At 71.5% G+C, this 15,518-nt stretch carries 11 protein-coding genes and 1 pseudogene; 1 reads left to right on the forward strand and 11 read right to left on the reverse strand.

The window, feature by feature from the left end:
* Positions 1-190: 190 nt before the first annotated feature.
* The 10 genes and pseudogenes from ACH4DZ_RS21225 to rpe form a co-directional block, all read right to left on the reverse strand.
* Positions 191-1,897: a flavin monoamine oxidase family protein gene (locus ACH4DZ_RS21225; protein ID WP_398288782.1), complete on the reverse strand. Its 1,707-nt coding sequence runs from the start codon at positions 1,895-1,897 to the stop codon at positions 191-193.
* Between the two features lie 50 nt (positions 1,898-1,947).
* The gene (locus ACH4DZ_RS21230) at positions 1,948-2,754 is read right to left on the reverse strand and encodes a carbon-nitrogen hydrolase family protein (RefSeq protein ID WP_398288783.1); all 807 of its coding nucleotides are present in this window, start codon (positions 2,752-2,754) and stop codon (positions 1,948-1,950) included.
* 388 nt (positions 2,755-3,142) lie between these two features.
* Positions 3,143-4,342: an MFS transporter gene (locus ACH4DZ_RS21235; protein ID WP_398288784.1), complete on the reverse strand. Its 1,200-nt coding sequence runs from the start codon at positions 4,340-4,342 to the stop codon at positions 3,143-3,145.
* A 363-nt stretch (positions 4,343-4,705) separates the two neighbouring features.
* Positions 4,706-5,158 carry an Lrp/AsnC family transcriptional regulator gene (locus tag ACH4DZ_RS21240; protein WP_398288785.1) on the reverse strand — a complete coding sequence of 151 codons (453 nt, stop codon included), beginning with the start codon at positions 5,156-5,158 and terminating at the stop codon, positions 4,706-4,708.
* A 10-nt stretch (positions 5,159-5,168) separates the two neighbouring features.
* Positions 5,169-6,677: an amino acid permease gene (locus ACH4DZ_RS21245; RefSeq protein WP_398288786.1), complete on the reverse strand. Its 1,509-nt coding sequence runs from the start codon at positions 6,675-6,677 to the stop codon at positions 5,169-5,171.
* A 424-nt stretch (positions 6,678-7,101) separates the two neighbouring features.
* On the reverse strand, positions 7,102-8,544 hold the full coding sequence (locus ACH4DZ_RS21250) for a GuaB1 family IMP dehydrogenase-related protein (protein WP_398289209.1): 1,443 nt from the start codon (positions 8,542-8,544) through the stop codon (positions 7,102-7,104).
* Positions 8,545-8,734: 190 nt separating this feature from the next.
* Positions 8,735-9,073: a barstar family protein gene (locus ACH4DZ_RS21255; RefSeq protein WP_398288787.1), complete on the reverse strand. Its 339-nt coding sequence runs from the start codon at positions 9,071-9,073 to the stop codon at positions 8,735-8,737.
* Positions 9,070-9,147 (reverse strand): annotated as a pseudogene (locus ACH4DZ_RS21260) (ribonuclease N); the annotation flags it as partial. The gene ACH4DZ_RS21255 and the pseudogene ACH4DZ_RS21260, both read right to left, overlap by 4 nt.
* A 245-nt stretch (positions 9,148-9,392) precedes the next feature.
* A complete protein-coding gene (locus ACH4DZ_RS21265; protein WP_398288788.1) occupies positions 9,393-10,436 on the reverse strand; it encodes a sugar-binding transcriptional regulator in 1,044 nt (347 codons plus the stop codon).
* A 78-nt stretch (positions 10,437-10,514) separates the two neighbouring features.
* Positions 10,515-11,201, reverse strand: coding sequence for a ribulose-phosphate 3-epimerase (rpe, locus tag ACH4DZ_RS21270; RefSeq protein WP_398288789.1), 687 nt, complete (start codon positions 11,199-11,201; stop codon positions 10,515-10,517).
* Positions 11,202-11,524: 323 nt separating this feature from the next.
* On the opposite strand from rpe, the gene ACH4DZ_RS21275 reads away from it, so the two are divergent.
* Positions 11,525-13,696, forward strand: coding sequence for an MMPL family transporter (locus ACH4DZ_RS21275; protein ID WP_398288790.1), 2,172 nt, complete (start codon positions 11,525-11,527; stop codon positions 13,694-13,696).
* Positions 13,697-13,800: 104 nt separating this feature from the next.
* On the opposite strand, the gene ACH4DZ_RS21280 is transcribed toward ACH4DZ_RS21275, so the two are convergent.
* Positions 13,801-15,225, reverse strand: a complete 1,425-nt coding sequence (locus ACH4DZ_RS21280) for an RsmB/NOP family class I SAM-dependent RNA methyltransferase (protein WP_398288791.1) — start codon at positions 15,223-15,225, stop codon at positions 13,801-13,803.
* Between the last annotated feature and the right edge of the window lie 293 nt (positions 15,226-15,518).

Consider the following 15,518-nt stretch of genomic DNA (forward strand, 5'->3'; position numbering starts at 1 on the left):
GTAGGCGGCGGGGCCGGCGCCGGGGCCCCGCGGGGGGGGGGCGGGGGGGCGGGGGGGGGCGGCCCGCGCTGTGCCCCGCGCCCCTGAAGGGGCGCCCCTTCAGGGGCGCGGGGAACTGCGCGACAAGCCCCCACCGGGGCCGCACCCGGGGCCGGACCGGGCAGCGCCACGTACCCCCGGAGGGGATCCCTCAGTCCTCCGGGAGTTCCAGCGGAGCTATCTCGTCGAAGACGTCACCGGGACCGGGGTTCAACGGGTCGGTCTCCCCACCGAAGTGGTGCATGACGCCCCACACCGCGTTGAGCGCGGTCTGTACGGCCCCCTCGGCCCACCCGGCCGTCCAGGAGATGTCATCACCCGCGAGGAAGATACCCCGCTTGTCCTCCGGCAGCCGATCCTGCATGAAGTGCGTGAACAGGCGCCGCTGATAACGGTAGTGACCAGGCAGGTTCGCCTTGAACGCCCCCATGAAGTACGGCTCGTTCTCCCAGGACACGGTCACCGGGTTGCCGATGACGTGCTTCCTGATGTCGACCTTCGGATAGATCTCGCCGAGCGACTTCAGCATCACCTCCATCCGCTCGTTCGCGGACAGCGGCAACCACTTCAGGCTGTCGTCGCACCAGGTGTAGGAGAGGCAGATGACGGCGGGCCTGTCCGGGCCGTTGTCGAGGAGGTAGGTACCGCGCGTCATACGGTCCGTGAGCGTCATCGACATGACGTCCCGCCCCGTCGGATTCCCCCCGTCGTCGACGGCCTTGTCCAGCCAGAACGGCCGGTCCACCGGTACGAACAGCTTGGAGCTCTCCATGTAGTGGGTGCGCTCGATCGCCGTCCAGTGGTCGATCGGGAAGAGCGCGTCGTCACAGGCCACCTTGGACAGCAGCATCCAGGACTGCGCGGTGAAGACCGCCGCCCGGTACGTACGGATGTCGCCGGAGGCGTCGGTCACGGTGATCCGGTTGCCCGCGGTGCGGTTCAACCGGGTCACGGCCGGCCGCGGCTGCCCGCCGTGCAGCGTGGCCAGCGAGGTCCCGTACGGCCAGTGCACGATCTTCTCGGGCTGGCGCTCCCACAGGCGCAGCGGGAGCTGCTGGCTGCCGCCGACGATGCCGCGGTGGTGGTCGTCGGCCTCGGTGTAGACGACGCGCAGGATCTCCAGGATGGAGTTCGGGAAGTCGGTGTCCCAGCCGCCCGTGCCGAAGCCGACCTGCCCGAAGATCTCGCGGTGCCGGAAGGACTTGAACGCCGTGGAGTCGCAGAGGAATCCGTAGAAGGTCTGGTTGTCGAGCTTCTCGACGAGCTTCGCCCAGATCTCGCGGATGCGGGGGACGTCACGCTCGCGCATCGCCCGGTTCATGTCGGAGAAGTCGGCGCCCTCCTCCAGGCAGGCGTTCCAGGCGGCGGCCACGTCCCGGTAGACCTGCGGCAGGTCGGCGAGCGTCTGGGCGTAGTGCGACTCGCCCTTGAGGTCGACGACGGTCGAGGGCGTGGTCTCGGAGAGCGGGTTGGGGAACGGCTCGGTCCGCAGCCCCACCAGGTCGATGTAGTGCTGGAGCGCCGTGGAGGACGGCGGAAAGCGCATCGCCCCCATCTCGGCGGTGAGGGAGGGGTCGCAGCCCTCGAACCCGACCGTCCGCAGCCGCCCGCCGATCTTGTCCGCCTCGTACACGACGGGCCTGAGGCCCATCTTCATCAGCTCGTACGCCGCCACGATGCCGGACAGGCCGCCGCCGATGACGGCCACCTCGGCGCCCAGCTCGGTCGCGGGTATCTGGCCGAGTCCCGCGGGGTGCGCGAGGAAGTCGTCGTACGCGTACGGGAAGTCCGGGCCGAACATGGTGATAGGCGGCTGCGCGTCGGTGTGCGGGACGGCGGGGGGCACCGTGGACGTCATGGGGTACGGACTCCTTGCGCGAAAGCTTGAGGTGGGGCCGGTGGTTCTCGTCAGATCGGGCGGGGGTGCCGGACGAGGGCCCCGTAGAGGCCGGGGCGGCGGTCCTTCAGGTACGGGTTGGCCTCGCGTGAGGCGGCGAGGAACGCGGGGTCCACGTCGCCCAGGACGAGTTCCTCGGTGCGGCCCGCGCGGGCCCGGGCGCCGCCGTCGGGTCCTGCCAGGGTGGAGAGCCCGACGAACTCGAACTCCCCTTCCGTGCCGACCCGGTTGACGTACGCGACGTACATCTGGTTCTCGAAGGCCCGCACGGGCACGACGGACTCGGCGACGAACTGGAACGGGTGCATCTGGGCCGTGGGCACCACGAGCAGATCGGTGCCGGCGAGGGCGTGCGCGCGGACGTTCTCCGGGAACTCCACGTCGTAGCAGATCATGAGCCCGACGCGGAGACCGTCCAGCTCGGCCTGGACGACCGGCTCGTCCCCGGGGGTGAACCACTCCTGCTCGAAGCAGCCGAAGAGGTGTGTCTTGCGGTGGTTCGCGAGGCGCCTGCCGTCGGGGGCGATCAGCTGGGCCGAGTTGAAGACGAGGTCCGAAGCGCGCTCCGGGTAGCCGTAGACGACAGCGACGCCGTGCCGGCCGGCGATCTCGGCGATCTCGTCCGCGGAGTCCCCGTCGGCGGGCTCGGCGAGCCGGTGCACATCGGCGCCGATCGCGTAGCCGGTGAGGAACAGCTCCGGGGCGATCAGCAGCCCGGCGCCCGCGGCGGCGGCGCGGCCCGCGGCCTCGTCGAGGACCTTGAGGTTCCCGACGACGGATCCGGGGCGGCCGGAGCTCTGGAGCAGGGCGGTGCGCATGCGTGTTCCTCACAGGAAGGAAAGGGGTGTGGTCGGGGGCCGGACTGGCGGCCAGATCGACGGTACGGGCGGGGGTTCCGGGGGACAAGGAGGAGCCGTTGCGCGCTGGTACGCGAATCGTTGCGTCCATCGGCACTCCGACGGTGATTCGTTGCGCGCCCCGGGCCCGAAGGTTCTCCCTCGTACGCCCGGCGGGGCCGCGCGCGAGGCAGCCTCCCCACCGGCGGCGCTAAGACGTACCGGTCCGCCGGGGACGACATCACGTTCTCCTTCGGCGCGCATCCGGCGGCGAAGGACGACGACGACCCGCTGAAGGCGACGGGCACCGCGGTCGTCTCCGGTGCGGTCACCGACTCCGACCTGCCGGGCGCGAAGGGCGGACGCGACTTCACGGTCGTGCCGTGGCTTCCGAAGTTCTGGCCGCGCTCCTCCCGGCGGCGACGACCAGCGCCGTGAGGAGGTAGGGCACCGCCGACAGCGCGAAGGCGCCGGCGTGCGAGGTCGCCGACCCGACCACCGCGTAGGCGCCGAACACGGCGACGGTGGCCAGGTCGGTGCCGACCCCGGCGACGGAGGTCAGGGTGGCCCGGCCGGTTCCCTCGATGCTCTCCTGGAGCCGGGCGTCGGCCAGGACGCTCGCCAGCTGGAACCCGCAGAAGGCGAGGGCGACCAGACCGATCGCGGCCGGGGTCCGCGCCCCCGCGCCCATGGCGAGCGCCAGCGCGGAGCCCGCCAGGATCCCGGCGAAGCCGCCCCCGCCCAGCCGCTGTGCCGGGCCGGCGAGCAGCCCGCCGACCGTCGCCCCCGCCCAGATCAGCAACAGCCAGTGCGTCACGGCGTTCTCGGCGACCCCCGTGTCCCGGACGAGCAGGGGCGTGTACTCGTCGAGCGCGCCCCACACCGCGGTGACGGCCGGTACGAGCAGCAGGGCGGCGCGTACGGACCGGTCCCCGCGGGCCTCGGCGAGCCCGGCCCGCAGGGGCGCGACCCACCCCTCGCCGGACGTGGCCCCGGGGTCCGCTTCCCGGTGCTCGGGGAAGCGTGTCGCGACGGCGGCGGTGAGCAGACAGGCCATCACACTGGCGGCTCCGACCACCGGATAGCCGCCGTACGCGAAGACCGGGCCGGCCAGGCCCATCGCCGCCATCACGCCCACGAGTCCCGCCGCACGGGCCCGGCCCATGGCACGGCCGTAGCGGTCGGCCGCACCGAGCCGGTCCAGCTCCTCGTACACCAGCGCCTCCAGCGCGCCGGAACCGAGCGCCCCCTTGACGCCCCAGAGCACGAACCCGAGGGCGAACGCCCAGTACGAGGGCACGAGCACCCAGAGCGTGAATCCGGCGGCGGTGAGAAGGGGCCCCACCCACAGGAGCAACCGCCGTGAGACGGCGTCGGCCCAGGCGCCGGACGGTATCTCCAGCACGACTCCGGTGCCGGACCAGAGAGCGAAGAGCGAGGAGATCTGCCACACCGTGAGCCCGCTGTCGGCGAACAGCAGCGCGTACACCGGATAGAGCAGGACGAAGTCGTCGAGGAACGCGTAGCCGTACAGCACGGCGGTCAGCCGCCGCGAGGAAGAGAGTGTCATGGGGCCTTCCCGAAAGAACCGCGAGAGTTCGGACACCGAAACCACGGCATCCGAGGCGGCCCTCGGGAGGCACAACGTCTAACTCAATGTCGCCAGATCACACCCCAATGCTACCCCGCCCGCTTCCAGGAGCACGGGGAGTCACTTCCAGGGGCGCGGGAAACGGCACAGGCTTTTGCCTTTGGGGGCGCGGGGAACGGCGCAGTCTCGTTCGCTTCCAGGGGCGCGGGGAACTGCGCAATCCTGTTCGCTTCCAGGGGCGCGGGGAACGGCGCAATCTTTTGCTCTTCAGGGGCGCGGGGAACGGCGCGACAAGCCCCCACCGGACCCGCAGCCGAACACTCCCCCGCCCCCCGCGGAGCGCTACGTCGGCGCCCCGGAAGAAAACCTCCGCAACAACGGCGAAAGCACCAGCACGGACTTCGTCCGCTCGACGAACGCCTCCCCCGCGATCCGCTCAAGCACCCGCTCGAAGTGCCGCATATCGGAGGCGAACACCTGCACCACCGCATCCGCCTCCCCCGTGACGGTGGAAGCGGCCACCACCTCCTGATACCGCTCCAGCCCTCGCTGAATCGTCTCCGGCGAGGTGTTCCGGCGGCAGTAGATCTCGACGAACCCCTCGGTCTCCCACCCGAGCGCCGCCGGGTCCACCCGCACGGTGAACCCGGTGATGGCCCCACTGGCCCGCAGCCGGTCCACCCGCCGCTTCACGGCGGGCGCGGACAGCCCGACCTCCTGCCCGATGTCGGCGTAGGAGCGCCGAGCGTCCTCGGCAAGGGCGTGCACGATACGTTCGTCGAGATCGTTCAGCACTGCGGGTGGATCACTTCTCTTCGCTGTTCGCACCGGCCGCGGTGGACGCATCGGTCGCACCCGTCGCTCCGGTCGCAAGACGCGACCGCCGGTAGCCGTAACTGAAGTAGAACACGAGCCCGACAGCCATCCAGGCCCCGAAGACCACCCAGGTCACGATGGAGAGGCTGCCCATCATCCACACGCAGAAGCCGAAGCCCAGCGCGGGCATCAGCGGCGACAGCGGCACCCGGAACGTACGGGGCATCCCGGGCTGCGTACGCCGCAGCACCACGACGGCCACGTTCACCAGCGCGAAGGCGAAGAGCGTGCCGATGCTGGTCGCGTCGGCGAGCTGCCCGAGCGGGATCGCGGCGGCGAGGACACCGCAGAACACGGAGACGATGACGGTGTTGACACGCGGGGTCCCGCTCTTCGGGTGGACGCGGGAGAAGACCTTGGGCACCAGTCCGTCGCGGGACATGGCGAAGAGGATGCGGGTCTGCCCGTAGAGCACGGTCAGCACGACACTCGCGATGGCGACGACCGCGCCGGCCGCGAGCAGCGTGCCCCAGAAGGCGTCACCGGTGACGTCCTTCATGATCCCGGCGAGCGCGGCCTCCGAGTCGGTGAACTCCCGCCAGGGCAGGGCACCGACGGCGACGGCCGCGACGAGCACGTACAGGGCGGTCACGATGATCAGGGAGAGCATGATCGCGCGCGGCAGGTCGCGCTGGGCGTTCCTGGCCTCCTCGCCCGCGGTGGAGGCCGCGTCGAAGCCGATGTAGGAGAAGAAGAGGGTCGCTCCTGCGGCGCTGACGCCGGCCATGCCGAGCGGCATGAAGTGCGCGTAGTTGCCGGAGCGGAAGCCCTGCACACCGATCACGCAGAACAGCAGCAGCGCGGCGATCTTGACGACGACCATGACGGTGTTGGCGCGCGCGGACTCGCGGGCGCCGCCGAGCAGGAACGCCATGGCGAGCAGCACGACGATCAGCGCGGGCAGGTTGAAGATCCCGCCGTCCCCGGGTGGCGCGGAGAGCGCGTCCGGGATGGTGACGCCGATCGTGCCGTCGAGCAGCTCGTTCAGGTACTCGCCCCAGCCGACGGCCACGGCCGCGACGGAGACGCCGTACTCCAGGACGAGACACCAGCCGCAGATCCAGGCGATCAGCTCGCCCATGGTGGCGTACGTGTACGAGTACGAGGATCCGGCGACCGGGATGGTGCCCGCGAGCTCGGCGTAGGAGAGGGCCGAGAAGAGTGCCGTGAGTCCGGCGATCACGAAGGAGACGGTGACGGCGGGGCCCGCCTTCGGAACGGCCTCGCCGAGGACCACGAAGATGCCGGTGCCGAGCGTGGCGCCGATGCTGATCATCGTCAGCTGCCACAGTCCGAGGGAGCGGTGGAGGCTGCCGCCCTCGCCCCGGCCGCCCTCGGCGACCAGGACCTCCACGGGCTTGCGGCGCATCAGCCGCGCGCCGGGCCCGGCGGCCGGGGGATGACTGCGGGACTGCGGTGGTGCGCCGTGGTCGTGCACGCGGCTGGCTCCTTCATCGCTGCCGGTCGAGGCGGCGGGACCCCACGACGGCCCTGCGGAGGGGACCACCGTGCACGGGGTCCCCGCCACACTTCGCTCAGCGCACGACTCTATGAGCCCGGACTTCCCACCCGTAATGCGCCAACCATGCGCGTGTCCGCAAGATCGTTGCGCACATCCCCAACAGACGAACGTTCATTGCGCACCGGTAGGGGGCGCGGGGAACGGCCCGATCTTTCGCCCTTGAGGGGCGCGGGGAACGGCGCAGTCTCGTCGCCTTCAGGGGCGCGGGGAACGGCGCAATCTTGTCGCCCTTCAGGGGCGCGGGGAACGGCGCAATCTTGTCGCCCTCCAGGGGCGCGGGGAACGGCGCGACCAGCCACAGTCGGCCGGCACACGCGACTCCACCCCGCCGGCGGAGCCCTCAGCTCCAGCTGGCATGCAGAGGCTGCCCCTCCGCATACCCCGCAGCGCTCTGCACCCCGACAACCGCCCGCTCCGCGAACTCCGCAAGAGAGTCGGCACCGGCATACGTGCACGAGGACCGCACACCCGCGATGATCGAGTCGACCAGGTCCTCGACCCCCGGCCGGGACGGGTCGAGGAACATCCGGGACGTCGAGATGCCCTCCTCGAACAGCGCCTTGCGGGCCCGGTCGTACGCCGACTCCTCCGACGTACGGTTGCGCACCGCGCGCGCGGACGCCATGCCGAACGACTCCTTGTACACACGTCCGTCGGCGGCCTGCTGGAGGTCGCCCGGCGACTCGTACGTACCGGCGAACCACGAGCCGACCATGACGTTCGACGCGCCCGCCGCCAGGGCCATGGCGACATCGCGCGGGTGCCGCACACCGCCGTCGGCCCACACGTGCTTGCCGTGCTTCCGCGCCTCGGCCGCGCACTCCAGGACGGCCGAGAACTGCGGGCGGCCCACGCCGGTCATCATGCGCGTGGTGCACATGGCGCCCGGTCCCACACCGACCTTGATGATGTCCGCGCCGGCCTCGATCAGATCGCGTACGCCCTCGGCGGCGACGATGTTGCCCGCGACGATCGGCACCTGGGGGTCGAGCCCGCGGACGGCCCGCACCGCGGAGAGCATCGACTCCTGGTGGCCGTGCGCGGTGTCCACGACGAGCGTGTCGACGCCCGCGGCGAGCAGCTGCTTCGCCTTGCCCGCGACATCGCCGTTGATACCGACGGCGGCCGCGATGCGCAGCCTGCCGTCCGCGTCGGTGGCCGGCGTGTAGAGCGTGGCGCGCAGGGCGCCCTTCCGGGTGAGGATGCCGGCGAGCCGGCCGTCCTTGTCCACGGCGGGGGCGTACCGGCGGTTGGCGTGGTCGAGCCTGTCGAACGCCTCCCCCGGCTCGATGTCCGCGTCGAGGAGCAGCAGGTCGCGGGACATGACCTCGGACAACTGGGTGAAGCGGTCGACGCCGTTCAGGTCGGCGTCGGTGACCACACCGACGGGCCGGCTCTCGCCGTCCACCACGACACCGGCGTTGTGCGCGCGCTTGGGCAGCAGGGACAGGGCGTCGGCGACGGTCTGGTGCGGGGCGAGGATGATCGGGGTGTCCAGCACGAGGTGCCGGCTCTTGACCCAGGAGACGACCTCGGCGACGACCTCGATCGGGATGTCCTGCGGAATGACGACGAGGCCGCCGCGGCGGGCCACGGTCTCGGCCATCCGGCGCCCCGCGATCGCGGTCATGTTGGCGACCACCAGGGGAATCGTGGTGCCGGTGCCGTCCGGCGAAGCCAGGTCGACGCCCTGCCGCGAGCCGACCGCGGAACGGCTCGGCACCATGAAGACGTCGTCGTACGTCAGGTCGTACGCGGGCTGGATGTCGTTGAGGAAACGCACGTGCTGCACATCCCAGTCGATCAGAGGCGGCCCCCGGACAGGTCAGCCCGAGGGAGAGCACGTACTTCATTGTCCCATGTGAGGAGCCGTGCACGCCCTGGGTCGATCATCCAGGCTGGTCAGGGGCCTCTTCGTGGGATCCTCCCAGACCCCGGTTCCCCAGACCCCCGGGCCCCGGACCTCCGAGCCCCTAGGTCCCCAGGGCCAGCGCCACGGTGAGCGCCGGGGTGCGGTCGGCCGCCTGGGCGAAGACGTCCTCGGCGATCTCCCACTCGTCGGGCCGCGTGCGCGCGTACGTCCGCCAGCCGGTGACGACGACCAGCAGTCGCCGTTCGCCGACGGCCGCGGGCCACACGGACGGGTCGGCGAGGCTGTCGGCGAGCGCGTCCCAGTTCCGGCCGAACCACTCCGGCAGCTCCAGGACGCGTACGCAGCGCTCCATGAAGCCCGCCTTGTCCGCGACCCCGTCAAGCTCCAGGGTGACCACGTGGCGGTCCGGCAGGTCGCCTTCCGGCTCGTCGTGCGTCATCTCAGCACCGCCCTGAACGAGTTGTTGTGATCATCGGTGTAGTAGACCTCGCCGCCCCGCCCCGTGACAATGCGCGTCAGAGGGCTAGCGTCGGGGGGCCTGGGCCGGCAGCAGGGCCACAACGCACCCCAGCAGCCCGGGAACCAGACGGGGGACGGACCGGAGCAGCATGTCGTCGATGCTGCCACGGCCGTCCCCAGCCGACCGCCCCTACCTGGCCGTCCCCACCCGGCGCGCTGCCTCGAACGGCCGGTGGATCACGACGGATCTCGGTGTACCGCGGTGAACCTGTAGGCGGACCTCGGTGTACCGAGCCGGCTCAGAGCCCGTCGGGGTCCGCCCGGTCCAGGGCCGGACGCGGCGCCGGACCCGTCGTCATCAGGGCGTCCGCCGCCGCCGTGTCCGTCACCAGGCTGGTGACGAGCCCGGACCGCAGCACCGCGTCGATGGCGCCCGACTTGCGCTGTCCCCCGGCGATCGCGACGACCTCGGGGATCCGCCGCAGCCGGTCGGCCTCGACGGTGATGCACCGCTCCCCCAGGTCCCGTCCGACGCGGCGGCCCTCGACGTCGAAGAGGTGCGCGGACATCTCGGCCTCGACCCCGAGGGACGCGTAGTGGGCGCGCTCCTCCTCGGTGAGCATGTCGTGCACCGTCGAGATCCCGGCCTCCCAGGACCCGATGGACACACAGGCCACGGTGACCTTGTCGAAGTACTCGAAGGCCCGGGCGATCCCCGTCTGGCTGCGCAGGGCGGCCGCGGTGGCCACGTCCGGCAGGAGCATCGGCGCGTAGATGGGGTGGGCGTCGCCGCCGGAGACCTGGGCGGCCCGGCGGACGGCCTCGACCGAGCCGCGCTCGGCCGTCCCGGCGTCGTAGACACCCGTCAGCTGCACCACCGTGCACGGCGGCAGCCGGTCGAGCGCCGCCGCCATGTGGATGGTGGAGCGGCCCCAGGCGAGACCGAGCACATCGCCCTCGGCGACCAGCTCACCGAGCAGGTCGGCGGCCACCTCGCCGAGGTTCTCCGGGTCGGGCGACTCCACGGCCTCCGCCGGGGACTCGACGACCACGGCATGCCGCAGACCGTAGCGGGCGCGCAGCGCATCGGAGCGCTCCGCGTCCAGCTCCGCGGGGACACGGATCTCGATCCTCACGAGATCCCGTTCGAGGGCGGTCTCCAGGACCCGGGCCACCTTGAAGCGGCTGACGCCGAACTCCTCGGCGATCTGGATCTTGGACTTGCCCTCTAGGTAGAAGCGGCGGGCCATGGCCGCCGCCTGCACCAGCTCGGCGGGTCCCATCCGCATGGCTGACCGGCCCGCCGACATACCCGACACGGCGATCTCCTCACTGCTGTTCACACTCTGGATTCGCCGTTCATCCTTGCAGATCCGGCGTACTTGATCAGCCCTGAGGGGCGGCGTTCACGTTCCCTTGGCTCAGTGGCCGCATGCCCATGCTGCCTGGGCCGTCGCCTCCTCCGCCTGCGTGCGCAATGCACGTACCGCCTGGGCGGGGTCGGCGGCCCCGTAGACGGCCGAGCCGGCGACGAAGACGTCGGCTCCCGCCTCGGCGCAGCGCTCGATGGTGGAGGCGGAGACCCCGCCGTCGACCTGGAGCCACAGTTCGAGACCGTGCTTGCTGATCAACTCGCGGGTACGGCGGATCTTCGGAAGCATGATGTCGAGAAACGCCTGGCCCCCGAAGCCCGGTTCGACGGTCATGATCAGCAGCATGTCGAGCTCGGGCAGCAGATCCTCGTACGGCTCGATGGGGGTCGCGGGCCGCAGCGCCATCGAGGCACGGGCGCCCTTGGCCCGGATCTCGCGGGCCAGCCGCACGGGTGCCGCGGCGGCCTCGACGTGGAAGGTGACGGAACCGGCACCCGCTTCTACGTACTGGGGCGCCCACCGATCGGCGTCCTCGATCATCAGATGACAGTCCAGCGGGGTGTCCGTCGCCCGTGCCAGGGACTCTACGACCGGTACGCCGAGCGTGAGGTTGGGGACGAAATGGTTGTCCATCACGTCGACATGCAGCCAGTCGGCCCCTTCCACCGCCTTTGCCTCCTCGGCAAGGCGGGCGAAGTCGGCGGAGAGGATGCTGGGATTGATCTGCGCGGCCATGCCACAAGCCTGCCATGCCCGGAGCCGGTTGCCTCCCCGGTCCCGGGCCGGACCGGTCGGTATGTACCAACTCGTTCAGGCCGGGGGGCTGCACCGGCCGGACGGCCCGTGCCATCCTTGTCGGCCCACCGGCTCGATGAGCGGCTACGGGGACGGCCATGACGGACGCACAGGGAACACGGGAGCCTCGGGGATCTCGGGGATCCAAGGACTCTCGGGAGACTCAGGGGTCTCGGGACTCTCGGGGGTCGCGGGAGTCTCAGGGAAAGCAGCGGCGGAGTATCGGCCGGCTGGTCTGCGGCCGACGGGCCAAGTGGCTCGTGGTGGGACTGTGGCTGGTGCTGCTCGTGCTCATGGCACCCTTCGCGCAGAAGCTCACCGACGCCCAGGACAACGACGCGGCCTCCTGGCTGCCCGGTTCCGCCGAGTCCACCCAAGTCCTGCAGACCTCCGAGGACTTCAGGCCGGAACAGCTCCCCGCGATCGTCGTGTACGCCCGCGCCGACGGCCTCACCGCACAGGACCGGGTACGGATCGCCCGGGACGTACGGGAACTCAAGGAACTGCGCGAGCACGGCCTGCGCGGCGCGGAGACCCGTGGCCCCGTGTTCGACCGGAAGACGGCCCCGCGGGCGGCCCAGGTCGCCGTGCCGATCACGATGGACGAGAAGGGCTGGGAGCGCATCGTGCCCGCGGTCGACGCCATCCGTGCGGACGTCGGCAAGGGCGGGGACGGACTCGCCGTGCACATCACGGGCCCGGGCGGTACGTCGGCCGACTTCTCCGAGGCCTTCGAGGGCATCGACTCCACGCTGCTGTTCTCGGCGATGGCCGTCGTCATCGTGATGCTGCTGCTCACCTACCGCAGCCCGAGCCTGCTGCTGGTCCCGCTGATCGGTGTGGTCGCCGCGCTGTTCACCGCGCAGGCGCTGGTCTATCTCCTCGCGGAGCACGCGGGGTTGACCGTCAACGGGCAGAGCGCGGGCATCCTCACGGTGCTCGTCTTCGGCGCGGGCACGGACTACGCCCTGCTCCTGGTGGCCCGCTACCGGGAGGAGCTGCGCCGCCACGAGGACCGCCACGAGGCCATGGCGCTGGCCCTGCACCGGGCGGGCCCGGCCGTCGTCGCGTCCGGCGCCACCGTCGTCCTGAGCATGCTGGTGCTGCTCGCCGCCGAGATGAACTCGACGCGCGGCCTCGGCCCGGTCGCCGCCATCGGCGTCGCCGTGGCACTGGTCGCGATGCTGACGCTCTTCCCGGCCCTGCTGGTGATCTGCGGGCGCTGGATCTTCTGGCCGGTGGTCCCGCACTTCGGCTCCGAGGATCCGACCGAGCGCGGTGTCTGGGCGCGGATGGGCAACCGCTTCTCGCACCGCCCGCGGCTGGTCTGGGTCATCACGGCGGCGACACTCGCGCTGCTGTCGGTGGGCCTCGTCCAACTGCGCGCGGAGGGCATCAGCAACGCCGACTCCTTCACCGACAAGCCCGACTCGATCGTCGGCCAGGAGGTGTCCGCGCGGTACTTCCCGGCGGGCAGCGGCGATCCGCTCGTCGTCATCAGCGACCGCGAACGGGCCGAGGGGGTCGAGCGGGCGGTCACGGACACCCGCGGTGTCGTACCGGAGTCCCTGGGCCTGCCGCCCGGCACGAAACCGGAGTTCGAGGGCAAGGTCCTCTTCGAGGCGACCATGACCGCCCCGGCCGACAGCGAGGCCGCGAAACGGACGGTGGAGCGGGTACGGGACGCCGTGCACGCGGTGCCCGACGCGAACGCCCAGGTGGGCGGCGGTACGGCGGCTCTGCTGGACATGGACGCGGCGACTACCCACGACAACATCCTGATCATCCCGCTGGTGCTGGTCGTGGTGCTGCTGATCCTCTGCGGCCTGCTCCGCGCCCTGATCGCCCCACTGCTCCTGATCGGCACGGTGGTGCTGTCCTTCGCCGCCGCGCTGGGGATCAGCGCGCTCGCGTTCCGGCACGTCTTCGACTACGCGGGCGAGTCGACGGACTTCCCGCTGTTCGTCTTCGTCTTCCTGGTGGCGCTGGGCATCGACTACAACATCTTCCTGACCACCCGCATCCGCGAGGAGACCGCCCGCCAGGGCACCCGCCCCGGCGTGGTCACGGGCCTCGCCGCCACCGGCGCGGTCATCACCTCGGCGGGCCTGGTCCTGGCGGGCACGTTCGCCGCCCTGGGGACACTGCCGATGGTCGCCTTCGCCGAGATCGGGTTCACGGTCGCCCTCGGCGTACTGCTCGACACGTTCATCGTGCGCTCGGTCCTCGTGACGTCCCTGTTCCTGGACGTGGGACCGAGGATCTGGTGGCCGAACCGACTGGCACAGGAGACCGGGGCCAGGGACAGGGCCAGGCCCAGGGACATCGTGGACAAGGGCGGGAACGGCCCCGCGGCCACCCCACCGACGCCTGCCGCGCCGGACGCGGGGTCCCCGTCGGAACCGGCCCCACGACCGGGCGGCCCGACGGAGTGACCGCACCGGCCCAAGGCAGCCGCGGCGGAGGTGGGCCGGCGGAGTGCGTCAGCCGATGTGGGTCGGCGGGTGCGGGTCGGCGGGTGCGGGTCAGCCGGTCCGGGTCAGCCGGTCCGGCGGATCAGCGCCAGATACATGGCGTCCGTCCCGTGCACATGCGGCCACAGCTGGACGTCCGGTCCCTCACCCAGGGCCGGGACGTCCGGGAAGAGCGGGCGGGCGTCGATCAGCTCGCCGTCCTTCTCCTTGAGTACGTCGTTGACCACGGCCCGGGTCTCGGCGAGGTGGGGCGAGCAGGTGGCGTACCCGACGACACCGCCGATCCGCACCGAGTCGAGCGCGGTGCGCAGCAGTCCGCGCTGCAGCGGCGCGAACCCGTCCAGGTCCGTGGGGCGGCGCCGCCAACGCGCCTCGGGCCGCCGCCGCAGGGCACCGAGCCCGGTGCAGGGCACGTCCATCAGTACGCGGTCGAAGGTCCCCGAGCGCCACGGCGGACGGGTCCCGTCGGCGGCGATGACCTGGTACGGCCCGGGGTTCCCGGCCAGTGCCTTCGCGACCAGTTTGGCCCGGTGCGGCTGCTTCTCGGAGGCGAGCAGCACGGCCCCGCGCTCGGCGGCGAGCCCGGCGAGCATGGCCGCCTTGCCGCCCGGTCCCGCACACCCGTCGAGCCATGCCTTGTCGGGTCCGTCGAGGGGCGCGTTCGCGAGAGCGATCGCCACGAGCTGGCTGCCCTCGTCCTGGACGCCGGCCCGTCCTTCGCGTACGGCGTCGATGGCGCCCGGCTCCCCGCCCTCGGCCAGCCGCACCGCGTACGGCGACCAGCGCCCCGGCAGCGCGGTCTCCTCACCGACCTCACCGAGGATTCCGGCGGCGGTGGCACGCCCCGGCCTGGCCACGAGGGTCACCTCGGGCCGTTCGTTGTCGGCCTCCAGCAGATCCTCGATACCGGCGCGCCCGCCGCCCAGCGAGTCCCACAGGGCCGAGACGATCCACCGCGGATGCGAGTGCACGACCGCGAGATGGTCCTCGGCGTCCTCGTCGTAGGGCGGTGCGACCTGCTCGATCCAGGCGTCCAGCTCCTGCCGGGAGATCTTGCGGAGCACGGCGTTGACGAACTTCGCCCGCCCGTCGCCGAGCACGATCCGCGCGAGGTCGACGGTCGCGGACACGGCCGCATGCGTCGGGATGCGCGTCCCGAGCAATTGATGCGCGCCCAGGCTCAGCACGTCCAGGACCGGCGGGTCGACCTCCCGCAGCGGCCGGTCGACGCACGCGGCGATGACAGCGTCGTACGTCCCCTGCCTGCGCAGTGTCCCGTACACCAGCTCCGTCGCCAGTGCCGCGTCACGCCCGTCGAAGTCGCCCTCCGCCCGCGCCTTCCGCAGCAGGGGCGGCAGCACGAGATTCGCGTACGCGTCCCTCTCGTCCACCGCCCGCAAGGCATCGAAGGCGAGCATCCGCACCGGGTCCTTCTTCGGACGACGATAGGGCTTGCCCTGCTGACGGGGCCGACGAGTCTGCTCACTCACGAAAAAGGTGCTCCGGCTCAGTGGAAGAGATACCTCCACAGCGTACGCCGCCCCTTCAGAAGCACGGAGAACCGCACACCCGGGGCCAGGCACTCTTGGGGGCGCGGGGAACTGCGCAACTCACACAGCGACGAAGCCGCACGCTTCCAGGCACCAGCTCCCCTCCAACCGCCAGGGGCGCGGGGAACTGCGCAACTCACACAGCGACGAAGCCGCACGCTTCCAGGCACCAGCTCCCCTCCGGCCCCCAGGGGCGCGGGGAACTGCGCGACAAGCCCCCACCGGCCCGCGGA

Source organism: Streptomyces sp. NPDC017991 (genome assembly GCF_044328075.1).
In the GTDB taxonomy this organism is placed as follows: domain Bacteria; phylum Actinomycetota; class Actinomycetes; order Streptomycetales; family Streptomycetaceae; genus Streptomyces.